This window comes from Streptomyces sp. NPDC001450 (assembly GCF_053597295.1).
In genome coordinates this window covers 158,203-179,323 of sequence record NZ_JBSFHY010000018.1, presented here as the reverse complement: position 1 = coordinate 179,323, position 21,121 = coordinate 158,203, and the positions used below count along the sequence as shown (strand labels likewise).

The following is a 21,121-nucleotide window of genomic DNA, read 5'->3' as shown; positions in this document are numbered from 1 at the left end:
AACCTGCGGGGCCCCTGAGGCTTCCGCTCATCCCGAATCTCGAAGTCCATCGCATCCCCTGAGCTGGGGTGTTGCGACGACCACTAGAACGGAAGTGCAGGCGGGGGCCCTTCCTCACGTCTCTCAGATGGTCCGGAACGCCAGGACCACGTTGTGCCCACCGAAGCCGAACGAGTCGTTCAGCGCGGCGATCCGGCCCTCGGGCAGCGCCCGCGCCTCGCCGACCACCACATCCGCGTTGACCTCGGGGTCCAGCTCGCGCACGTTGATCGTCGGCGGAGCCGTACGGTTCACCAGCGCCAGGATCGACGCGACCGTCTCGATACCACCGGCACCACCGAGCAGGTGACCCGTCATCGACTTGGTCGCGGAGATCGCCATGTGGTCGACGTCGTCGCCGAACACCTTGCGCAGCGCCTTGATCTCGGCCACGTCACCCTGCGGCGTCGAGGTGGCGTGCGCGTTCACGTGCACGATCTCGGCCGGCTTCAGGTCCGTGTTGTCGAGCAGGTTCTGCAGCGCCTGCGCGATGCCGTTGCCGGACGGCTCGGGCTGCGTGATGTGGTGGCTGTCGGCGGAGATGCCCTGGCCGACCGCCTCCGCGTAGATCCGGGCGCCGCGGGCCTTGGCGTGCTCCTCGGACTCCAGGACGATCACACCGGCGCCCTCGCCGAGCACGAAGCCGTCACGACCGGAGTCGTAGGGACGCGAGGCGCCCTCGGGGTCGTCGTTGTTCTTGGACATCGCCATCATGTTGCCGAACGCGGCGATGGGAAGCGGGTGGATGGCGGCCTCGGTACCACCGGCCACGACCACGTCCGCACGCCCGGTGCGGATCATCTCGATCGCGTACCCGATGGCCTCCGCGCCCGAGGCGCAGGCCGAGACCGGGGTGTGCACACCGGCGCGGGCACCCAGCTCGATGCCGACGTTGGCCGCCGGGGAGTTGGGCATCAGCATCGGCACGGTGTGCGGGGAGACACGGCGTACGCCCTTCTCCTTGAGCACGTCGTACTGGTCCAGGAGCGTCGTCACACCGCCGATTCCGGAGGCGATGACCGCACCCAGCCGGTCGGGGTTCACGGACACGTCCTCACCGGCCTTGGCGGTGAATCCGGCGTCCTTCCAGGCCTCCTGAGCGGCGATCAGCGCGAACTGCGCGGACCGGTCCAGCTTGCGGGCCTGCGGGCGGGGGATGATCTCGCCCGGCTCGACGGCGATCTGCGCGGCGATACGGACCGGCAGTTCGGCCGCCCAGTCCTGCTCGAGGACGCTGACGCCGGACTTGCCGGCGAGCAGGGCCTCCCAGAACGAAGCTGCGTCGCCACCCAGCGGTGTGGTTGCGCCGATACCGGTGACGACCACGGTGCGATTGGTCGGGCTCACGGGAATTCTTTCTCCAACGGATGCGGGATTCATACGGCGCCACCGCCGGGTGGCGGGGCCTTGCAGCCTGTGACCTAAGGGGTGGCTCAGGCCTGGTGCTTGAGGATGTAGTCGGTGGCGTCGCCGACGGTCTTGAGGTTCTTGACGTCCTCGTCGGGGATCTTGACGTCGAAGCGCTCCTCGGCGGCGACGACGACCTCGACCATGGACAGCGAGTCGACGTCCAGGTCGTCGGTGAAGGACTTGTCCAGCTGGACGTCCTCAACCGGGATGCCGGCGATCTCGTTCACGATCTCGGCGAGACCTTCGACGATCTCTTCCTGAGTGGCGGCCATGTTGGCGCTCCTTCTTCGATAATCCAGACGGTTTGTGGCAGATGATCCCGTACCGGTTCGCATGATCCGGCACGGAGTGCCTAGGGGAGGGTAACGACCGTGGCGGCGTAGACGAGACCCGCCCCGAATCCGATGACGAGCGCGGTGTCGCCGCTCTTCGCCTCCCCGGTCGCCAGGAGCCGCTCCATCGCGAGCGGAATCGAGGCGGCCGAGGTGTTGCCGGTGGTGCGGATGTCACGGGCGACCGTGACGTGCTCCGGCAGCTTCAACGTCTTCACCATCGAGTCGATGATCCGCACGTTGGCCTGGTGCGGAATGAAGACGTCCAGGTCGTCCGGGGTGATTCCGGCCGCGTCCAGCGCCTGCTGGGCGACCTTCGCCATCTCGAACACGGCCCAGCGGAACACCGCCTGGCCCTCCTGCGTGATCGCAGGGAACTTGACGTTGCCCTCGCTGTCGACGGGCAGTTCGGAGAGGTCTCCGGTGGGGGTGTCCCCGCCCGAGCGAAGTCGGGACTGGGGGAAGAAGCGGTCCCAGGGGACCGTCTGCTTGATGGTCTCGGACTTGTCGCCCTCGGAGCCCCACACGGTCGGGCCGATCGCCGGCTCCTGGGAGGGGCCGACCACGACCGCGCCGGCGCCGTCACCGAACAGGAAGGCTGTGGCCCGGTCCTCCAGGTCGGTCAGGTCACTCAGCCGCTCCACGCCGATGACGAGCACGTACTCGGCGGAACCTTCCACCACCATGCCCTTGGCGAGGGTGAGGCCGTAGCCGAAGCCCGCGCAGCCCGCCGAGATGTCGAAGGCGGCGGCCTTGTCGGTGCCCAGCTTGTCGGCGATCTCGGTGGCGACGGCCGGGGTCTGGCTGAAGTGCGAGACGGTCGAGACGACCACGGCGCCGATCTGCTCGGCATCGATGCCCGCGTCGGCGATCGCCTTGCCGGAAGCCTCGATGGCCATCGCGGCGACCGTCTCGTCGGGGCCCGCCCAGTGCCGGGTCTCGATGCCGGAGCGCGAACGGATCCACTCGTCGGACGAGTCGATCGTCTCCAGGATCACCTCGTTGGGCACGATCCGGACCGGCCGGTAGCCGCCGACACCGAGGATGCGCGCGTACGGGGCGCCCTTGCTGGGCATGATCTTCGCCATGATCGGTACGGCTCCTTAAGCGTCGGCGCCCGCTGCGGCAGCAGCAGAATCGGCTACTGCGGCGATGAGCTCGCGGGCCGCGTCGAGGTCGTCAGGGGTCTTCAGGGCCAGCGTCCTGACGCCCGGAAGGGCCCGCTTGGCCAGGCCGGTCAGCGTGCCGCCCGGGCACACCTCGATGAGCGCGGTGACGCCCAGCGTCTTGAACGTCTCCATGCACAGGTCCCAGCGCACCGGGTTGGCGACCTGGCCGACCAGCCGCTCCAGCACCTCGGCGCCGGTGGCGACGGCCTGGCCGTCCTTGTTGGAGACGTAGGTGACCTTCGGGTCGCCGGGCGTCAGCTCCGCGGCGGCCTTGGCCAGCGCGTCCACGGCAGGAGCCATGTGATGGGTGTGGAAGGCGCCGGCGACCTTCAGCGGGACGACCTTGCGGACGCCCTCGGGCATGTCCTCGTTCAGCACGGCGAGCTGCTCCAGCGTGCCCGCGGCGACGATCTGGCCCGCGCCGTTGACGTTCGCGGGGGTCAGGCCCAGCTTCTCCAGGTGCGCGACGGAGACCTCGGGGTCACCGCCGAGCAGCGCGGACATGCCGGTCTCGGTGATCGCGGCGGCGTCGGCCATGGCCAGACCCCGCTTGCGGACGAGGCCGAGCGCGGCGGTGTCGTCCAGGACGCCCGCGAAGGCGGCGGCGGTGATCTCACCGACACTGTGGCCGGCGACGGCGCTCGGGGCGATCTCGGAGCCCGCCGCGTCATCGGCGAACGAGTAGGCACCGAGTGCCGCGGCGGACAGGAGGCCGGCGGCGACCAGCAGCGGCTGTGCCACCGCGGTGTCGCGGATGGCGTCCGCGTCGGCCTGGGTGCCGTAGTGGACCAGGTCCAGTCCGATGGCGTCCGACCATGCGGCGACACGGTCCGCGGCACCGGGGAGGTCGAGCCAGGGAGTCAGGAAGCCGGGCGTCTGGGCGCCCTGGCCGGGAGCGACGAGTACGAGCACTCTCACACTCTCTCTTGGGGACGGCCAAGGCCGCCCGTGAGGACAGGGACGAAGAACACGGGGGGCTTTTGTGGGCCCCCGACAAAAGCCTAGGGTTGGGCGTCTCCTTCGGCCAGACGCCCCAGGATCAGCGCGATCCGCAGTGTGAAGGCGGATCGTACATCCGAAGGCGACCAGCCGGTGACGTCTGTCACACGTCGGAGCCGGTAGCGCACGGTGTTCGGGTGAACGAAGAGCATCCGGGCCGCGCCCTCCAGGCTGCTCGCCTGCTCCAGGTAGACACTCAGCGTTTCCAGGAGCGCCGAACCAGCTTCCTCCAGCGGTCTGTAGATCTCCTCCACCAACTGCTCGCGGGCGCTCGGATCGCTCGCGATGGCGCGCTCCGGCAGCAGATCGTCCGCCAGCACCGGCCGCGGCGCGTCCTGCCAGGCGGAACACGCCTTCAGCCCCGCGGCGGCGGCCTGCGCGGACCGCGTGGCGGCCAGCAGATCGGGTACGACGGGCCCGGCGACGACCGGTCCGGCCGCGAACGGCCCGATCAGCGACTTGGCGACGGCGAGCGGATTCGCGCTGCCACCTGCGATGACGACGAGCCGGTCGCCGAGCACCCCGGTGAGCACCTGGAGCTTGGCGTGCCGCGACGCCCTCCTGATCGCCTCCACGGTCAGCTCGCTGTCCCCGTCGGGCGCGGTCCCGAGCACGACACACACATGCTCGGGCGAGTTCCAGCCGAGGGCGGCGGCCCGGCTGACGGCCCCCTCGTCGGCCTCCCCGCTCAGCACGGCGTTGACGACGAGCGACTCCAGTCGCGCGTCCCAGGCACCGCGTGCCTCGGCGGCCTGGGCGTAGACCTGGGCGGTGGCGAAGGCGATCTCGCGGGCGTACACGAGCAGGGCCTCGCGCAGCACGCTCTCGTCGCCGGGCGCCGCCACCTCGTCGATGGCGCTCTCCATGACCTCGATGGTGGTCCGCACCATCTCCACGGTCTGCCGCAGTGTGATGGCCCGGGTCAGCTCACGAGGCGCCGTCCCGAAGACATCCGTCGAGATCGCCTGTGGAGCATCGGGATGCCGGAACCACTCGGTGAAGGCGGCGATGCCCGCCTGGGCCACGAGTCCGATCCAGGAACGGTTCTCCGGGGGCATGGCCCGGTACCACGGCAGGGTCTCGTCCATGCGTGCGATGGCCTGCGCGGCGAGACTCCCGGAGGACTTCTCCAGCCGCTTCAGGGTCGCGGGGTGCGGGTGGACGACGTGTGCTGCGGGTTCGCTGTGACGGGTTTCGGGTTCGGGCACGTGGACAAGACTGCCTTATCCGGACGGGAGCATGCGTCGCCGGGGTCAGCAGGTGAGATGCCCCGCGGGGCCGACGGGGTCCGTGCGCGGTCTACGGTGGTGCCGTGATGGACGTACGGCGCGCCGCTGAGCGCTACCCCGGAGGGGACCCCGGGACCGGGATCGACACCCGCCACGCCTTCTCCTTCGGCCCGCACTACGACCCCGAGAACCTGCGGTTCGGCGCGGTGATCGCCTGCAACGAGGAGCGGCTCGCCCCCGGCGCAGGCTTCGACGAACATCCGCACAGCCACACGGAGATCGTCACCTGGGTCGTCGAGGGCGAACTGACCCACCGCGACTCCACGGGCCACCAGAGGCGGGTCCGCCCCGGAGACGTCCAGCACCTCAGCGCGGCGGCGGGCGTCCGGCACGTGGAGCGCAACGAGGGCTCGACCCCCCTGACCTTCGTCCAGATGTGGCTGGCCCCCCTGACCCCCGGCGGCGACCCGTCGTACTCGATCGTCCCGGGCATCGCCGACTCCACCCCGTACGCGGTCCCCGCCGCCGGCGCGATGCTCCACGTCCGCCGCCTGACCCCGGGGGAACGGACGGCCGTGCCGGACGCGGCGCATGTCTACGTCCACGTCGTGCGCGGCGAGGTCCGCTTGGCGGGGGAGACGCTGGGCCCGGGGGACTCGGCCCGGATCACGGCTGCGGAGGGTTTGGAAGCGGTCGGGGTCACGTCAGCGGAACTGCTGCTTTGGGAGATGGCGCCGTAAGGGGCCGTCCTTCGGCCCGCAGCCAGGCTCAGCCCCGCAGCTCCGCGAGCACCGCGTCGGTGAACACCGGCCACGCCTCGATCGCCCAGGGCCCGAACGCCCGGTCCGTCAGCGCAACCCCGGCCACACCCGCATCCGGGTCGACCCACAGGAACGTACCGGACTGGCCGAAGTGTCCGAAGGTGCGCGGCGAAGACGAAGACCCCGTCCAGTGCGGCGACTTGGAGTCACGGATCTCGAAGCCCAGACCCCAGTCGTTGGGGTTCTGGTGCCCGTACCCCGGCAGGACACCCTTCGTCCCCGGATACTGCACGGACATCGCCTCGGCGACCGTACGCGGGTCCAACAGCCTCGGCGCCTGCACCTCCGCCGCGAAACGCAGCAGATCGTCCACCGTCGAAACACCGTCCTTGGCGGGGGACCCGTCGAGCGCGGTCTGTGTCATCCCGAGCGGCTCCAGCACCGCCTGCCGCAGATACTCCGCGAACGGAATGTCCGTCGCCTTGGCGATGTGATCTCCGAGCTGCTCGAACCCGGCGTTGGAGTACAGCCGCCGCTCCCCGGGAGGCGCCATCACCCGGTGCTCGTCGAAGGCCAGCCCGGAGGTGTGCGCGAGCAGATGGCGGACGGTCGCCCCCGCCGGCCCGGCCGGCTCGTCCAGCTCGACGGCACCCTCCTCGTAGGCGACCAGCGCCGCGTACGCCGCCAGCGGCTTGGTCACCGAGGCCAGCGGAAACCGGTGTCCGACGGGCCCATGGGTGCCGAGGACGGTCCCGTCGGCCCGTACGACACCGGCGGCGGCGGTGGGAACCGGCCAGTTCTCGATCAGCGCGAGGCTCTTCAGCGACATGCCGTCGAGCCTAAGCGCTCAGAGTCTCAGCTCCATATCCATGCACAAGTCCCGGCAGGGACTCCTCGTGCCAGTCTCGGTATCCCCGGGCAGCGCCCGGCGTACGAGACTCATGCCCCGCACGCTGACGACGTCACCCTGGGCCCGTCGTGGGTATTTCTTACCGGGTCCGCTTGCTTGGAGTGCACTCGAAGGCCATAGCGTGGGGGCCATGACGGTGATGCGGACCGAGGAGAACGCGAGCACGACCGACATCTGCGCAGCCCCGCCGCGGCGGCACCCGCGCGCCGACGGGCAGGACCGCTACACGATCAGTGAGGTCGTCGCCTTCACCGGCCTGACCGCGCACACCCTGCGCTGGTACGAGCGGATCGGGCTGATGTCCCACATCGACCGCTCCCACACCGGCCAGCGCCGCTACAGCAACCGCGACCTGGACTGGCTGGACTTCGTGACCAAGCTCCGCCTGACCGGCATGCCGGTGGCGGACATGGTCCGCTACGCGGAACTGGTGCGCGAGGGCGAGACGACCTACGCGGAACGCCAGGCCCTGCTGGAGTCGACCCGCCGGGACGTGCTGGCCAGGATCGCGGAGCTGCACGACACCCTCTCGGTCCTGGACCGAAAGATCAGCTTCTACTCCACGGAGCGCTGACTACAGCTCGGCCAGCAGCTCGGCCTTCTTCGACGAGAACTCCTCGTCCGTGATCAGCCCCGCCTGGTGCAGCTCCCCGAGGTGGCGGATCCGCTCGGCGATGTCGGCCGGGTCCCGGCGTGCCGGGGCCGGTACCGCCGGTACCGGCCCGCGGGTGCGTACGGCCTCCAGGACGGCCGCCGCGAACGGCAGCGACTCGTGCACCGGCCCGTACCCCAGCCCGAAGACGATGGACGCCGGATCCTGATCGGGCTGCGCGGGCCGGGCGGAGCCGCCCTCGCGGGGCAGCAGCCGTAGGTGCCCCTCGAAGACCTCCGGCGACCGCCACTCCACCCCGCTGAGGCCGGCGACCGCGAAGCTCTGGTCCCCGGCCTTCCACTTCGCCGAGGACGCCCCCGTCCAGGACCACCGGAACTGCACGGTCGTCCCGTCGAAGGACGCCTTCCCGTCGTACGCCTTGAACTGCAGCGGCGCCTCCGGCGCGGCCACCAGGTACCGGTCGGTGGGCCCGGATTCGGTCAGCAGCCCCTTCAGCTCGTCGGCGTAGTACTCCGCGAGCGTCGAGCGCTCGGCCGGCAGCGCCAGCCGGTACGGATCGGAGCCCTCGCGCAGCTGCCCGGCCGCCGCCTCCCACAGCGGGTCGGCGCCGGGGCGCGGCCGAAGCCGCAGTGCGACGGTGCCGCGCTTGCCCGGCGTCAGAGTCACTTCCTCGACCGCGGACAGCGGGATCCGCCGTTCGCCCAGCGCCTGGAACAGCTTCGGTGTTCGAATCCCCCGTTCGTAGCGGATGAGCACGGAGTCGGACTCGAACTCCCAGACGGCATGAAAACCCGCCAGTACGTCACCCATGCGGCTCATCGTATGCGGCACGTGCTCCTCCGTCGCCACCCGCGCAGACCGCACTTCCTGCTGCTTCTACGCGCGTTGGGCCATCGACGTGCGGGGCAGACCGGCCCGGCACGCATCGATCTCGCGTGCGCAGGTGACCGCGTCGTACGCGCCCACCCCGATGTCGGCGAGGTTGCGCAGGCTGTCCGTGCCCGGCTGGAAATAGCCCGCGTGGCCCTGCGCGTCCCGCGCCGACAGCACCCGTGCGCCGAACGACGAGGAGACCGGGTCGGCGCCGTGCCCGAGCCCGCCGACCTCCAGGTACGGCACGTCCTGCACCCAGTCGGTGGCGTCCCGCATCGCCCACACCCGGGCCGAGGTGCCCAGCTGGGAGGCCTTGCCGACGCGCATGCCGGGGCTCGCGGCCACCGCTATGTCGGTCACCCGGCGGGGCATGCCGTGCGCGGCGACCCCGCAGACCACCGAGCCGTAGCTGTGGCAGAACATCGACACCGGTGCCTTGCCGGGCAGGGCGCTGAGCAGCGCGTTCAGGCGCAGGGCGCCCTCCGCGGCGCGCAGCCCCGTGGCCGCGTCCACGCCGAGTCCGTCCGGCGCGGTGTAGTCGGCCCAGGCGATCACGGCCGTACGGGTCGTGGGGCTCTGGGCCCGCTCGGCCGCGTACAGGGCCTTGGCCATGCCGACCGGGGCGCTGTACCTGCGGTTCGTGCGCTGGAAGGTGAGCAGGTCGGTGTCGACGCCGGGGACGACGACGGAGATCCGCTCGGCCTTGGTGAGGTTCCCGAACACCTCGGCGACCCGGCCCGAGCCCTCGGGGTCGAAGGCGAGGATCTGCCGCTCGGGGTTCAGCAGCGACTCGTAGCGGTGCATACGGAGGCCCGCGTCCTGCTGCCCGGCCGTGCTGAGCAGGCTGTCGTGCATGCGCTTCTTCTCGACCTTGCGCGCCTGCTCCAGCGCGACGTGGTTGGCGCGGTAGCGCAGCGAGACGGGCGCGCCGTTCATGTTGCCGACCGCGAGGGGGTAGCGGTGGGCGAGGCGGTCCTGCTCGTGCGGGGTGAGCGAGGCGAAGAAGCGGGCGAGCCGCGCGGGGGAGCCCGCGGGGTCCGGCAGGTGCAGGCCGTGGTGGATGCTGCCGTGCTCCCATTTGGCGAGCGAGGCCTGCAGCGCGCTCGGTTCCCGGTGGCTGCGCAGCGCGGTCCAGCCGGTGGTCGCGAGCATCACGAACACCACGGCCAGCGCGAGCAGCATGCGCCAGACGTTGAGTTGTGGGGAGGTGTCGAAGGAAGTCACTGGGAGGACACACTAGGAGAACGGGAGGGTCTCGGGGTAACCGAGTGACGGGTATCACGTTTCGTGAAGCGTCGAACGAACCCCGAACGACCTCACGCGATGCGTCAGTTCCCGGTGAGCGCAGAACCCACCTGATCGAGGTACGACGCGGTGAGTTCACGGATCGCTTCCAGGCTGAAGTCGTCGCCCGTGCTCCACTGCCGCTCAGTGACCCTTATCACCCCCCCCCGAAGACGGCCACGGCCGGCCGCGGCCGCGGATCTTCCAGGGCCTGTTCGGCGCGCTGCTGATGCCGGCCGCACTCGGTCTGCCGCGGGCCACCTTCCCGGCCTAGAAGCTCAACATGGTGATCGGCATCCGGGGCATGGTGATCGGCGCCTCCACAGCCGTTCAGGTCGGTGTGGCCCCGGTCGCCGTCCTCGTCGCGCTGCTCACCAAGCGGGGCCAGAACGCGGAGGCAGGCGCGGGAGTCGGCCACATCTGAGGCCTGCGCTCGGCAGAGTTCACCTATCAGGGTGACAAAGCTAAAGGTCCCTGGCCTCCGACATACGGCGCAGGTGACAGTGGGTCAAGTCCTCCGCAGGGCATGGACGGGAGGACGACCGGGCCGCGGCGCGCGCTGCGGAGGGGGCTGCGCGCGCCTCCGGCGGTTCGGCCGTTCTTCGTCTGCGGGTGCGTTGTGGCCGGCCGCGCCCACGCGGCGAAGCCGCACATCGATACCGTCCCGCGCCCCTGGGGGGTTGCGGCCCCGTCGGCCTCAAGTGCACCGTCCGTAGCTGCGGGCAGCACCGGGCGTCAACTCCGTTGCCCTTCACGGTCCGCAGCCAGCCGGGCCACTTCAGCCCGCAGCAGGCGAACCTCCTCGGCCAGCGCGGCGATCGCCTCCGTCTGCCGGCGTTCCTCCACATCGTCCTTCTCGAACCGCGAGATGAACCACGCGGCGATGTTCGCGGTGACGACACCCAGCAGCGCGATCCCCGACAGCATCAGCCCGACCGCGATCATCCGCCCCAGACCGGTCGTCGGCGCGTGGTCCCCGTACCCCACGGTCGTCATCGTCGTGAAGGACCACCACACCGCGTCACCCAGCGTCCGGATGTTCCCGTTCGGCGACTCCCGCTCCACCGACAGCACCGCGAGCGACCCGAACATCAACAACCCGACCACCGACCCCACGACATACGTCGTCAGCCGGATCTGCGGAGCCATCCGCGCCCGCCGCCCCACCAGCATCAGCGTCGACACCAGCCGCAACAGCCTGAGCGGCTGCAGGATCGGCAGCACCACCGCGCACAGGTCCAGCCAGTGCGTCCGCACGAACTCCTTGCGCCGGGGCGTGAGCGCGAGCCGTATCAGGTAGTCCATGGCGAACGCCCCCCAGACCGCCCACTCCACCACCGTGCACACGGCCGTCAGGTCCTGCCCCGCGGAACTGTCCACGATCGGCACGGCGTACGCGACGGCGAAGGCCATGGCCAGCGCCAGCAGGGGTCGTTGGGTGCGCCGCTCCCACCGCGTCTGCGCCGATTGTTGCTCCATGCCCGCATCGTAAAGAAAACGTAAGGGCGGTGGAGAATCGAACTCCACCGCCCTCAGCCCGCGCAGGCTGTACAGCGTTACGCGTCGCCGCCCGCGACTCCCGGATGCGCCGCCGAGACGTCCAGCAGCTGGTACCGGTCGATGGCCTGCTTCAGCACGGACCGGTCGACCTTGCCCTCCCGGGCCAGCTCGGTCAGCACCGCCACCACGATCGACTGGGCGTCGATGTGGAAGAAGCGGCGGGCCGCGCCACGGGTGTCCGCGAAGCCGAAGCCGTCGGCGCCCAGCGACTGGTACGTGCCGGGCACCCACCGGGCGATCTGGTCCGGAACCGCTCGCATCCAGTCGGACACGGCCACGAACGGCCCCTCGGAACCACTCAGCTTCTGCGTCACGTACGGCACCCGCTGCTCCTCCTCCGGGTGCAGCAGGTTGTGCTCCTCCACGGCCACGGCCTCGCGCCGCAGCTCGTTCCAGGAGGTCGCCGACCAGACGTCGGCCTTCACGTTCCAGTCCTCGGCGAGGAGCTTCTGCGCCTCCAGCGCCCACGGCACCGCGACACCGGACGCCATGATCTGCGCCGGGACGGAGCCCGCCGTCCCCTCGCTGATCCTGTGGATGCCCTTGAGGATGCCCTCGACGTCCACGTTCGCCGGCTCGGCCGGGTGCTGGATGGGCTCGTTGTAGACGGTGAGGTAGTAGAAGACGTCCTCGCCGTGCGGGTGCTCGGCGTCGCCGCCGTACATCCGGCGCAGGCCGTCCTGGACGATGTGCGCGATCTCGTACGAGTACGCCGGGTCGTAGGCGACACACGCCGGGTTCGTCGAGGCGAGCAGCTGGGAGTGGCCGTCCGCGTGCTGGAGGCCCTCACCGGTCAGGGTCGTACGGCCCGCGGTCGCGCCCAGTACGAATCCGCGCGACAACTGGTCGGCCATCTGCCAGAACTGGTCGCCGGTGCGCTGGAAACCGAACATCGAGTAGAAGACGTAGACCGGGATGAGCGGCTCGCCGTGCGTGGCGTAGGCCGAGCCCGCCGCGATCAGGGAGGCCGTGCAGCCCGCCTCCGAGATGCCGTCGTGCAGCATCTGGCCCGTCGGCGACTCCTTGTACGCGAGCAGCAGATCGCGGTCGACCGCCTCGTACTGCTGGCCGAGCGGATTGTAGATCTTCGCGCTCGGGAAGAAGGAGTCCATGCCGAACGTGCGGTACTCGTCCGGCGCGATCAGCACGAACCGCCGGCCGATCTCCTTGTCCCGCATGAGGTCCTTGAGGAGCCGGACGAAGGCCATCGTGGTGGCGATGGACTGCTGACCGGTGCCCTTCTTCACGGTCGCGTACGTCTTGTCGTCGGGCAGCTGCAGCGGCTCGGAGCGCACGACGCGCGTCGGGACGTACCCGCCGCACGCCTTGCGCATGTCGTGCATGTACTGGATCTCCTCCGTGTCGCGGCCCGGGTGGTAGTACGGCGGCAGGCCGGACTCCAGGTCCTTGTCGGAGATCGGCAGGTGCAGACGGTCCCGGAAGCGCTTGAGGTCGTCGACCGTCAGCTTCTTCATCTGGTGCGTGGCGTTGCGGCCCTCGAAGTTGGGGCCCAGCGTCCAGCCCTTGATGGTCTTGGCCAGGATGACCGTCGGCTGGCCCTTGTGCTCCTTGGCCGCCTTGAACGCCGCGTAGATCTTGCGGTGGTCGTGACCGCCGCGCCCCAGGTGCAGGATCTGGTCGTCGGTCATGTTCTCGACCATCGCGCGCAGCCGCAGGTCGTCGCCGAAGAAGTGCTCGCGGATGTAGGCGCCGGACTCGGTGGCGTATGTCTGGAACTGGCCGTCCGGGGTCGTGTTCATCTTGTTGACCAGGACGCCGTCGCGGTCCTGGGCGAGCAGCGGGTCCCAGGTGCGGTCCCAGATCAGTTTGATCACGTTCCAGCCGGCGCCCCGGAAGACCGACTCCAGCTCCTGGATGATCTTGCCGTTGCCGCGCACCGGGCCGTCCAGGCGCTGCAGGTTGCAGTTGACGACGAAGGTCAGGTTGTCGAGGCCCTCGCGCGCGGCGATGGTCAGCTGGCCGAGCGACTCCGGCTCGTCCATCTCGCCGTCGCCGAGGAACGCCCACACGTGCGACTTGGAGGTGTCCGCGATGCCGCGCGCCTGCATGTAGCGGTTCATCCGGGCCTGGTAGATCGCGCCCAGCGGGCCGAGGCCCATGGAGACGGTCGGGAACTCCCAGAAGTCCGGCATGGAGCGCGGGTGCGGGTAGCTGGACAGCGCGTTCGGGTACCTCGACTTCTCCTGGCGGAAGCCGTCGAGCTGCTGCTCGGTGAGCCGGTCGAGCAGGTACGCGCGCGCGTAGATGCCGGGGGAGGCGTGGCCCTGGAAGAAGACCTGGTCGCCACCGTCGCCCTCGTCCTTGCCGCGGAAGAAGTGGTTGAAGCCCACGTCGTACAGGGAGGCGGACGAGGCGAAGGTGGCGATGTGGCCACCGACGCCGATGCCGGGGCGCTGCGCGCGCGAGACCATCACGGCCGCGTTCCAGCGGGTCGCGTTGAGGATCCTGCGCTCGATCTCCTCGTTGCCGGGGAAGAACGGCTCGGCCCGGGTGGGGATCGTGTTGACGTAGTCCGTGCTGCGCATCTCGGGCACGGCCACGCGCTTCTCGCGGGCCCGCTCGATCAGGCGCAGCATGAGGTAGCGGGCCCGCTCACGGCCCCGCTCGTCCACGGCGGCGTCGAGAGAGTCGAGCCACTCCTGGGTCTCTTCGGGATCGAAGTCAGGAACCTGACTCGGAAGGCCGCCAATGATGATCGGATTGCGATCGGATCCGGAAGCCACGCTGTTCCTTACCTGTCAGAGGGCCACTTTTTTCCTAGTGCCTGCACCGATCCCCATCGTGTACCTCGGGAGGGCGTACGTCATCTCTACCGTGGGGTAACCGAGGCGCGGGTCCGGTCAAAACGCAACGATACGCTCGGGCCGTGACAGGCTTGGCAAACTTGTTCGAGGGTCGTAGTGCCGGATGATTCCGAACGGCGCAAAGCGGGCACATCGGTGTGATGTGGGTTACGACGAATCGGGGTACGGTGCCAGAAGTTGCGACGACACGGCCGGGATCGTCACCGTTTCGGCGGTCTGAACGGCCGGGTACTTGCGCGATCCGTCCCGCCCGTGTGGACTACGGCCAATGCTTCGCGCACGCGCGTGGCTGAGATATTCACCAAGACATGATCAGGAGGCAACCCGTGAGCGCGACCGCGGACCACGCGGAGGAGCGGACTAACCCTGCCGCCAGGCTGGGTTTCCAGCCCGGGCAGGTGGTCCAGGAGATCGGCTACGACGACGACGTCGATCAGGAGCTCCGCGAGGCCATTGAGGAAGCCGTCGAAGGCGACCTGATGGACGAGGACTACGACGACGTGGCCGACGCCGTCGTGCTGTGGTTCCGTGACGAGGACGGCGACCTGACCGATGTGCTCGTCGATGCCACCACGTACATCGAAGAGGGCGGCGCCATCCTGCTGCTCACGCCGAAGACCGGCCGTACGGGGTACGTGGAGCCGAGCGACATCTCGGAAGCCGCGACGACTGCCGGCCTGACGGCGTCCAAGAGCGTCAGCGTCGGCAAGGACTGGAGCGGCTCGCGTCTGGCGACGCCGAAGGCCGCGAAGTCCGGCAAGAAGTAGACCGCCTCGTCCTGAGGACGTCGGACGGGCCGGGAGTACCCGGCCCGTCCGAAAGTCCGCGCTGAACCCGCGGTGATCGCTGCGTAGGGTGGTTCCGAGCGTTTGCTGTGCTCTCACCCGATCAGCCCACCGAAGGGAAGCACTGACGATGGCGATCCAGGTCGGCGACAAGGCGCCCGACTTCGAGCTCAAGGACAACCACGGCCGCACCGTGAAGCTCTCCGACTTCCGCGGCGAGAAGAACGTGGTGGTGCTCTTCTACCCGTTCGCCTTCACCGGCGTGTGCACCGGCGAGCTGTGCGAGCTGCGCGACAACCTGCCGCAGTTCTCGGACCGCGACACCCAGCTGCTCGCCGTCTCCAACGACTCCATCCACACCCTGCGTGTCTTCGCCGAGCAGGAGGGCCTGGAGTACCCGCTGCTCAGCGACTTCTGGCCGCACGGCAACGTCTCGCGTGCCTACGGCGTCTTCGACGAGGACAAGGGCTGCGCCGTCCGCGGCACCTTCATCATCGACAAGGAGGGCGTCGTGCGGTGGACCGTGATCAACGGCCTGCCGGACGCGCGCGACCTGAACGAGTACGTGAAGGCGCTCGACACCCTGTGATCCGGCCTCGGGGCCGACACCTGTGAGTCATCGGGTCCAGGGTCTGCGGGGGGCGGGAACCCGTCACTAGGATCGGCACGTTGATCCCATATCCGAGCACGACGGGGCTCCCCGCCCCTGGACACCACATGGAGGACTCGTGGGAGTCAGCCTCAGCAAGGGCGGCAACGTATCGCTGACGAAGGAGGCCCCGGGCCTGACCGCCGTCATCGTCGGTCTGGGGTGGGACGTGCGCACCACGACCGGCACCGACTTCGACCTCGACGCCAGCGCGCTGCTGCTGAACAACTCCGGCAAGGTCGCGAGCGACCAGCACTTCGTCTTCTTCAACAACCTCAAGAGCCCCGACGGCTCCGTGGAGCACACCGGTGACAACCTCACCGGTGAGGGCGAGGGCGACGACGAACAGATCAAGGTCAACCTGGCCGGCGTCCCGGCCGATGTCGACAAGATCGTCTTCCCGGTGTCGATCTACGACGCCGAGAACCGCCAGCAGTCCTTCGGCCAGGTCCGCAACGCGTTCATCCGCGTCGTCAACCAGGCGGGCGGGCAGGAGATCGCCCGCTACGACCTGAGCGAGGACGCCTCGACCGAGACCGCCATGGTCTTCGGCGAGCTGTACCGGCACGGCGCGGAGTGGAAGTTCCGTGCCATCGGCCAGGGCTACGCCTCCGGCCTGCGCGGCATCGCCCAGGACTTCGGCGTCAACGTCTGATCCCAGCAGGGTTCCAACGCCCATACCGTCCGGCGCCGCACCGTTTACGGGCGGCGCCGGACGCGCAGGACAACCAGGGAAGCACCACAAGGGGAGGACCAGCATCATGGGCGTCACGCTCGCCAAGGGAGGCAACGTCTCCCTCTCCAAGGCCGCACCGAACCTCACCAACGTCATGATCGGGCTCGGCTGGGACGCGCGCTCCACCACGGGTGCCCCCTTCGACCTGGACGCCAGCGCCCTGCTGTGCGGCGCCGGGAACCGGGTGCTGGGCGACGACTGGTTCGTGTTCTACAACCAGCTCACGAGCCCCGACGGCTCGGTCGAGCACACCGGTGACAACCTCACCGGTGAGGGCGAGGGCGACGACGAGTCGATCCTGGTGGACCTGACCAAGGTCCCGCTCCAGTGCGAGAAGATCATCTTCCCCGTCTCGATCCACCTGGCCGACGAGCGCGGCCAGACCTTCGGACAGGTCTCCAACGCCTTCATCCGCGTGGTCAACCAGGCCGACGGCCAGGAGCTGGCCCGCTACGACCTCAGCGAGGACGCCTCCACCGAAACCGCCATGATCTTCGGCGAGCTGTACCGGTACCAGGGCGAATGGAAGTTCCGTGCGGTGGGCCAGGGGTACGCGTCCGGGCTGCGCGGCATCGCTCTAGACTTCGGAGTCAACGTTTCGTAAAGCTGAGTACGGCGCGGGGGAGACCCGTACCAACACGATGGGGTAGCCAGTGCTTCTGAAAACCTTCGGCTGGTCGTTCGCGGTGACCGCGGTCGGCCTGGTCGCTGCGGTCTTCTACGGGGGGTGGGAGGCCTTCGGCATCGTGGCGATCCTCTCCGTCCTGGAGATCTCGCTCTCATTCGACAACGCGGTGGTCAACGCCGGAATCCTGAAGAAGATGAACGCCTTCTGGCAGAAGATCTTCCTCACGGTCGGCGTCCTCATCGCGGTCTTCGGCATGCGGCTGGTCTTCCCCGTCGTCATCGTCGCGATCAGCGCCAAGATGGGCCCGATCGAGGCCGTCGACCTCGCTCTCAACAACAAGGACCGCTACCAGGAGCTGGTCACGGACGCCCACCCGGCGATCGCGGCCTTCGGTGGCATGTTCCTGCTGATGATCTTCCTCGACTTCATCTTCGAGGACCGGGACATCCAGTGGCTGCGCTGGATCGAGCGGCCCCTGGCCAAGCTCGGCAAGGTCGACATGCTGTCGGTCTGCATCTCCCTGATCGTCCTGCTCATCACCTCCTTCACCTTCGCCACCCACGCCCACCAGCACGGCGGCGCCCACGTCGACAAGGCGCAGACGGTCCTGATCGCCGGCGTCGCCGGCCTGATCACGTACATGATCGTCGGCGGTCTCTCCGGCTACTTCGAGGACAAGCTGGAGGAAGAGGAGGAGCGCGAGCACGAGGAGGAGGAAGAGGCCGCCCGCACCGGGAAGAAACGGTCCCCCGTGGTCCTGGCCGGCCAGGCCGCGTTCTTCATGTTCCTCTACCTCGAGGTCCTGGACGCCTCCTTCTCCTTCGACGGTGTGATCGGCGCCTTCGCCATCACCAACGACATCGTCCTGATGGCGCTGGGCCTCGGCATCGGCGCGATGTACGTCCGTTCGCTGACGGTCTACCTGGTCCGCCAGGGCACCCTCGACGACTACGTCTACCTGGAGCACGGCGCCCACTACGCGATCGGCGCCCTGGCCGTGATCCTCATGGTCACCATCCAGTACGAGATCAACGAGGTCGTCACCGGTCTCGTCGGCGTCGTCCTGATCGCCTGGTCCTTCTGGTCCTCCGTCCGCCGCAACCGCACACTGGCGGCCGCGGAGGGGGAAGCGGGTTCGGACGAGAAGGCCGAGATCCCGTCCGGAGTCTGACGTCCGGCGACCCCTGAGCGCCCCCTACGGGCAAGATCAGGGACGTGACGGGGTGTGGCATCCCGTCCGGTGAGGAACGCTCTGTTCGGGGCGGCCGACGTGGTCGGCCGCCCCGACGGCGTTCGGGACGAGTACGTGGGGGCGGGAATGGGGTTCTTCGACGGGCTGCGGGGCGGCCGGGCCGAGTTCGACTCGGGCAGCGCGGCGAGCAACGCGATCGAGCTGACCAGGCGGCACCACCAGGTGTCGCTGACCAAGCAGGACGCGGCCACCGGCCATCTGCGCATCAACCTGACCTGGCGGATGCGGACCTCCGACTTCGACAGCAACCAGCGCACCAGCCTCTTCCGGCACCCCTTCAAGGCACTCAAGCCGCCGGAGGTGCTCGGGCACGGGCAGAGCATGGTCAACGTCGACCTCGACCTTGGCTGTCTGTACGAGCTGACCGACGGCACCAAGGGGGTCGTCCAGCCGCTCGGCGGCTACCTCGGCGATGTCAACGCACCGCCGTACATCAAGCTCAGCGGGGACGACCGGTTCGGGTCGGCGTCCGGCGAGACGATGTACGTCAACCTGGACCACCGGGACGCGATCAAGAAGCTGCTGGTCTTCGTGTACATCTACGACCAGACGCCCGCGTTCGACCGGACGCACGCGATCGTGACTCTTTACCCGAGCAATGGGCCTCGTATCGAGATAGGCCTGGACGAGCGGCATCCCCAGGCCCGGTCATGTGCGGTCGTGATGATCGAGAACGTGAAGGGGGAGCTGGTCGTCCGGCGCGAGGTGAAGTTCGTGTACGGGTTCCAGGGGGAGCTGGACCGGTTGTACGGGTGGGGGCTGACGTGGGGGCGCGGGTACAAGTCCAAAGTGGAGAAGTGACGCCGCGCCGGCTCGGCCGGTCCGCCCAGGAACTCGGGGCGCCTGGTGCGGAGGCGGGTGCGGGTCCGTCGTGGTTTCTCGCGCAGTTCCCCGCGCCCCTGGGTCGGCCGTCCCCTAGCGGCCGATGAATTGTGGCCCCTGAGGGGGCAGGTTGAAGTTCGGGTCCGGGGCTGTCAGGGCCGGCTGGGGATAGCCGTAGGCAGGCTGCTGCGGTGACGTCGGCTGGGGGTAACCGTAAGCCGGCTGCTGGGGTGACGTGGGCTGCGGGTAGCCGTACGCAGACTGGGGCGGGACCGTCGTCGGCTGCTCGGGGGGCAGGGGCTGGGACGTGGTTTCGGGCAGGGGCTGGTGCGCCTCCTCCTCCGGCTCCGACTCGTCCACCGAGATGCCGAAGTCCGTGGCCAGGCCCTTCAGGCCGTTCGAGTAGCCCTCGCCCAGCGCGCGGAACTTCCAGCCCTCGCCGCGCCGGTACAGCTCGCCGCAGATCATGGCGGTCTCCGCGCCCGTCTCCGGCTTGATCTCGAAGTGGGCCAGCGGCTCGCCGTCGACGACGGCGGCGTCGTACAGCACGATGCTCAGGGACGGGACGCGGTCGAAGGACTCGCCGTCCGCGGAGGCGACCAGCAGGATGCGGCCGACGCCGGCCTCGACGCCGGACAGATCTGACTGGATGGTGTCGGTCAGGCCCTCGGTGATCCGCTTCTTGCCCAGCCGCCAGACCTTGCCCGAGGGGTGCCGGGGCTGGTTGTAGAAGACGAAGTCCTCGTCGGAGCGCACGCGGCCGTCGGTGCCCAGCAGCAGCGCCGAGGCGTCCACGTCCGGGACGCCCTGCCCGGGCGTCCAGCGCACCACGGCGCGCACCGTGGTGGCTTCGAGCGGGACGTTCGACCCCTTCAGCATCGCGTGCGTCATGCGGTCATCCTGCCTTCTTGGTCCTGGCCACGACAATGCGGGGGGTGTTGCCGCCGACACGGGGGAGTTACCGGAAATTCATGCCCGAGGGGAACCTCCGACATGGATCCCTACGTACTATTACCGGCCACCCTTTACCGAATCACAAGCTCGGCTTGCGCGCACCGAGGAGTCATATGCGTCATTTCGGGCACATTGCCCCCGAGGTGCGACAGCGCCTCTTCCACCAGGAGCCGTGCGCGTTCACCGCCGGCTCCCCGGCCCGGCTGCTCTCCGCGGCCCTGGGCGCCACGCTGTACAGCCCGGCAACCCGGCCGCGGCTCGCCGACGACATCGTCAGGCAGGCCGGCAACGGCGTGGTCTCGATGGTGCTGTGCCTGGAGGACTCGATCGACGACGCGGACGTCGTGGCCGGCGAGGAGAACCTCGTCCGGCAGTTCGCCGACCTCGACTCCCGCGCGGAAGTGGAACCACCCCTGCTCTTCATCCGGGTGCGCACCCCCGAGCAGATTCCCGACCTCGTACGACGCCTCGGCGCTTCCGCGCGGCTGCTGTCCGGGTTCGTCATGCCGAAGTTCACCGAGGAGCGCGGCCTCCCGTTCCTGGAGGCCCTGGCCGCCGCCGAGGCCGAGAGCGGGCGCCGGCTGTTCGCCATGCCCGTCCTGGAGTCGCCCGAGCTGCTGTACCGCGAGTCCCGGGTGGACACCCTGGAGGGCATCGCCCGCGCGGTCGACAAGTTCCGCGACCGCGTGCTGGCCCTGCGCCTCGGCGTCACCGACTTCTGCTCCTCCTACGGCCTGCGCCGGGCCCCCGACATGACCGCCTACGACGTCCAGGTCGTCGCCTCCGTGATCGCCGACGTGGTCAACATGCTCGGCCGGGCGGACGGCACCGGCTTCACCGTGACCGGACCGGTCTGGGAGTACTTCCGGGTCCCCGAGCGCATGTTCAAGCCCCAGCTGCGGCAGAGCCCCTTCCTGGAGGTCCAGGCGGTCGAGCTGCGCGAGAAGCTCATCGAGCACGCGATGGACGGCCTGCTGCGCGAGATCTCCCTCGACCAGGCCAACGGCCTGCTCGGCAAGACCTGCATCCACCCCTCCCACGTGCTCCCCGTGCACGCACTGTCCGTGGTCAGTCACGAGGAGTTCAGCGACGCCCAGGACATCCTGCGGCCGGAACGCGGCGGCGGGGGTGTACTCCGGTCGGCCTACACGAACAAGATGAATGAAGTGAAACCGCACCGCGCCTGGGCCGAGCGGACCCTGCTGCGCGCCGAGGTCTTCGGCGTCGCACGCGAGGACGTCGGCTTCGTGGAGCTGCTCGCCGCCGGGATACCCGGCTGACCCTCTTCAAC

Annotated in this window: 21 protein-coding genes and 1 pseudogene; 10 read left to right on the top strand and 12 right to left on the bottom strand. The window is 69.3% G+C overall.

Annotation, left to right across the window (positions count from 1 at the left end; genetic code table 11):
* Positions 1-123: 123 nt before the first annotated feature.
* The 5 genes from fabF to fasR form a co-directional block, all read right to left on the bottom strand.
* A complete protein-coding gene (fabF, locus tag ACWC5O_RS21785) occupies positions 124-1,386 on the bottom strand; it encodes a beta-ketoacyl-ACP synthase II (protein WP_450588856.1) in 1,263 nt (420 codons plus the stop codon).
* A gap of 86 nt (positions 1,387-1,472) precedes the next feature.
* Positions 1,473-1,721, bottom strand: a complete 249-nt coding sequence (locus ACWC5O_RS21780) for an acyl carrier protein (protein WP_046425089.1) — start codon at positions 1,719-1,721, stop codon at positions 1,473-1,475.
* 80 nt (positions 1,722-1,801) lie between these two features.
* On the bottom strand, positions 1,802-2,869 hold the full coding sequence (locus tag ACWC5O_RS21775; protein WP_450588858.1) for a beta-ketoacyl-ACP synthase 3: 1,068 nt from the start codon (positions 2,867-2,869) through the stop codon (positions 1,802-1,804).
* 15 nt (positions 2,870-2,884) lie between these two features.
* Positions 2,885-3,862: an ACP S-malonyltransferase gene (locus tag ACWC5O_RS21770; RefSeq protein WP_450588859.1), complete on the bottom strand. Its 978-nt coding sequence runs from the start codon at positions 3,860-3,862 to the stop codon at positions 2,885-2,887.
* Between the two features lie 89 nt (positions 3,863-3,951).
* Positions 3,952-5,157, bottom strand: coding sequence for a fatty acid biosynthesis transcriptional regulator FasR (gene fasR / locus ACWC5O_RS21765; protein ID WP_450588861.1), 1,206 nt, complete (start codon positions 5,155-5,157; stop codon positions 3,952-3,954).
* Positions 5,158-5,264: 107 nt separating this feature from the next.
* Here fasR and ACWC5O_RS21760 point away from each other — a divergent pair, with 107 nt between their 5' ends.
* Complete coding sequence (locus tag ACWC5O_RS21760; RefSeq protein WP_450589116.1) at positions 5,265-5,918, top strand: pirin family protein; 654 nt, start codon at positions 5,265-5,267, stop codon at positions 5,916-5,918.
* 28 nt (positions 5,919-5,946) lie between these two features.
* Here the strand turns inward: ACWC5O_RS21760 and ACWC5O_RS21755 are convergent, their stop codons facing one another.
* A complete protein-coding gene (locus tag ACWC5O_RS21755) occupies positions 5,947-6,768 on the bottom strand; it encodes a serine hydrolase domain-containing protein (RefSeq protein ID WP_450588862.1) in 822 nt (273 codons plus the stop codon).
* Positions 6,769-6,979: 211 nt separating this feature from the next.
* Between ACWC5O_RS21755 and ACWC5O_RS21750 the strand changes: the two genes are divergently transcribed.
* The gene (locus ACWC5O_RS21750; RefSeq protein ID WP_450588863.1) at positions 6,980-7,423 is read left to right on the top strand and encodes a MerR family transcriptional regulator; all 444 of its coding nucleotides are present in this window, start codon (positions 6,980-6,982) and stop codon (positions 7,421-7,423) included.
* Here the strand turns inward: ACWC5O_RS21750 and ACWC5O_RS21745 are convergent, their stop codons facing one another.
* The 3 genes and pseudogenes from ACWC5O_RS21745 to ACWC5O_RS21735 all read right to left on the bottom strand — a co-directional run.
* Complete coding sequence (locus ACWC5O_RS21745; RefSeq protein WP_450588865.1) at positions 7,424-8,272, bottom strand: DUF4429 domain-containing protein; 849 nt, start codon at positions 8,270-8,272, stop codon at positions 7,424-7,426.
* 66 nt (positions 8,273-8,338) lie between these two features.
* On the bottom strand, positions 8,339-9,559 hold the full coding sequence (locus ACWC5O_RS21740) for an alpha/beta hydrolase (RefSeq protein ID WP_450588867.1): 1,221 nt from the start codon (positions 9,557-9,559) through the stop codon (positions 8,339-8,341).
* A gap of 104 nt (positions 9,560-9,663) precedes the next feature.
* Positions 9,664-9,821 (bottom strand): annotated as a pseudogene (locus tag ACWC5O_RS21735) (TetR family transcriptional regulator); the annotation flags it as partial.
* Positions 9,822-9,902: 81 nt separating this feature from the next.
* Between ACWC5O_RS21735 and ACWC5O_RS21730 the strand changes: the two are divergent.
* Positions 9,903-10,043, top strand: a complete 141-nt coding sequence (locus tag ACWC5O_RS21730) for a hypothetical protein (RefSeq protein ID WP_450588868.1) — start codon at positions 9,903-9,905, stop codon at positions 10,041-10,043.
* A gap of 311 nt (positions 10,044-10,354) precedes the next feature.
* Here the strand turns inward: ACWC5O_RS21730 and ACWC5O_RS21725 are convergent, their stop codons facing one another.
* Positions 10,355-11,098, bottom strand: coding sequence for a potassium channel family protein (locus ACWC5O_RS21725; RefSeq protein WP_450588870.1), 744 nt, complete (start codon positions 11,096-11,098; stop codon positions 10,355-10,357).
* 77 nt (positions 11,099-11,175) lie between these two features.
* Positions 11,176-13,923 (bottom strand): pyruvate dehydrogenase (acetyl-transferring), homodimeric type, encoded by a 2,748-nt coding sequence (gene aceE, locus ACWC5O_RS21720; RefSeq protein WP_450588872.1) that lies wholly within the window; start codon positions 13,921-13,923, stop codon positions 11,176-11,178.
* A 407-nt stretch (positions 13,924-14,330) separates the two neighbouring features.
* On the opposite strand from aceE, the gene ACWC5O_RS21715 reads away from it, so the two are divergent.
* The 6 genes from ACWC5O_RS21715 to ACWC5O_RS21690 all read left to right on the top strand — a co-directional run bounded on the left by ACWC5O_RS21715 (position 14,331) and on the right by ACWC5O_RS21690 (position 18,855).
* The gene (locus ACWC5O_RS21715) at positions 14,331-14,771 is read left to right on the top strand and encodes a DUF3052 domain-containing protein (protein WP_386572190.1); all 441 of its coding nucleotides are present in this window, start codon (positions 14,331-14,333) and stop codon (positions 14,769-14,771) included.
* 148 nt (positions 14,772-14,919) lie between these two features.
* Positions 14,920-15,378, top strand: coding sequence for a peroxiredoxin (locus tag ACWC5O_RS21710; protein WP_390850520.1), 459 nt, complete (start codon positions 14,920-14,922; stop codon positions 15,376-15,378).
* Positions 15,379-15,517: 139 nt separating this feature from the next.
* The gene (locus tag ACWC5O_RS21705; protein ID WP_450588875.1) at positions 15,518-16,093 is read left to right on the top strand and encodes a TerD family protein; all 576 of its coding nucleotides are present in this window, start codon (positions 15,518-15,520) and stop codon (positions 16,091-16,093) included.
* Positions 16,094-16,199: 106 nt separating this feature from the next.
* Positions 16,200-16,778: a TerD family protein gene (locus ACWC5O_RS21700; protein WP_450588876.1), complete on the top strand. Its 579-nt coding sequence runs from the start codon at positions 16,200-16,202 to the stop codon at positions 16,776-16,778.
* A gap of 49 nt (positions 16,779-16,827) precedes the next feature.
* Positions 16,828-17,973 (top strand): DUF475 domain-containing protein, encoded by a 1,146-nt coding sequence (locus tag ACWC5O_RS21695; protein WP_450588878.1) that lies wholly within the window; start codon positions 16,828-16,830, stop codon positions 17,971-17,973.
* Positions 17,974-18,120: 147 nt separating this feature from the next.
* Positions 18,121-18,855, top strand: coding sequence for a TerD family protein (locus ACWC5O_RS21690; RefSeq protein ID WP_450589118.1), 735 nt, complete (start codon positions 18,121-18,123; stop codon positions 18,853-18,855).
* Between the two features lie 114 nt (positions 18,856-18,969).
* On the opposite strand, the gene ACWC5O_RS21685 is transcribed toward ACWC5O_RS21690, so the two are convergent.
* Positions 18,970-19,767 (bottom strand): TerD family protein, encoded by a 798-nt coding sequence (locus ACWC5O_RS21685; RefSeq protein ID WP_450588880.1) that lies wholly within the window; start codon positions 19,765-19,767, stop codon positions 18,970-18,972.
* 176 nt (positions 19,768-19,943) lie between these two features.
* Between ACWC5O_RS21685 and ACWC5O_RS21680 the strand changes: the two genes are divergently transcribed.
* Positions 19,944-21,110 carry an HpcH/HpaI aldolase/citrate lyase family protein gene (locus ACWC5O_RS21680; protein ID WP_450588882.1) on the top strand — a complete coding sequence of 389 codons (1,167 nt, stop codon included), beginning with the start codon at positions 19,944-19,946 and terminating at the stop codon, positions 21,108-21,110.
* Positions 21,111-21,121: the final 11 nt, after the last annotated feature.

What these genes read in the sequence shown, in the direction of transcription:
- ACWC5O_RS21780 (WP_046425089.1), bottom strand. Translation starts at nt 1,721, where the DNA reads ATGGCCGCCACTCAGGAAGAGATCGTCGAAGGTCTCGCCGAGATCGTG.
- ACWC5O_RS21775 (WP_450588858.1), bottom strand. Translation starts at nt 2,869, where the DNA reads ATGGCGAAGATCATGCCCAGCAAGGGCGCCCCGTACGCGCGCATCCTC.
- ACWC5O_RS21760 (WP_450589116.1), top strand. Translation starts at nt 5,265, where the DNA reads ATGGACGTACGGCGCGCCGCTGAGCGCTACCCCGGAGGGGACCCCGGG.
- ACWC5O_RS21755 (WP_450588862.1), bottom strand. Translation starts at nt 6,768, where the DNA reads ATGTCGCTGAAGAGCCTCGCGCTGATCGAGAACTGGCCGGTTCCCACC.
- ACWC5O_RS21750 (WP_450588863.1), top strand. Translation starts at nt 6,980, where the DNA reads ATGACGGTGATGCGGACCGAGGAGAACGCGAGCACGACCGACATCTGC.
- ACWC5O_RS21745 (WP_450588865.1), bottom strand. Translation starts at nt 8,272, where the DNA reads ATGGGTGACGTACTGGCGGGTTTTCATGCCGTCTGGGAGTTCGAGTCC.
- ACWC5O_RS21730 (WP_450588868.1), top strand. Translation starts at nt 9,903, where the DNA reads ATGGTGATCGGCATCCGGGGCATGGTGATCGGCGCCTCCACAGCCGTT.
- ACWC5O_RS21725 (WP_450588870.1), bottom strand. Translation starts at nt 11,098, where the DNA reads ATGGAGCAACAATCGGCGCAGACGCGGTGGGAGCGGCGCACCCAACGA.
- ACWC5O_RS21710 (WP_390850520.1), top strand. Translation starts at nt 14,920, where the DNA reads ATGGCGATCCAGGTCGGCGACAAGGCGCCCGACTTCGAGCTCAAGGAC.
- ACWC5O_RS21700 (WP_450588876.1), top strand. Translation starts at nt 16,200, where the DNA reads ATGGGCGTCACGCTCGCCAAGGGAGGCAACGTCTCCCTCTCCAAGGCC.
- ACWC5O_RS21690 (WP_450589118.1), top strand. Translation starts at nt 18,121, where the DNA reads ATGGGGTTCTTCGACGGGCTGCGGGGCGGCCGGGCCGAGTTCGACTCG.
- ACWC5O_RS21685 (WP_450588880.1), bottom strand. Translation starts at nt 19,767, where the DNA reads ATGACGCACGCGATGCTGAAGGGGTCGAACGTCCCGCTCGAAGCCACC.
- ACWC5O_RS21680 (WP_450588882.1), top strand. Translation starts at nt 19,944, where the DNA reads ATGCGTCATTTCGGGCACATTGCCCCCGAGGTGCGACAGCGCCTCTTC.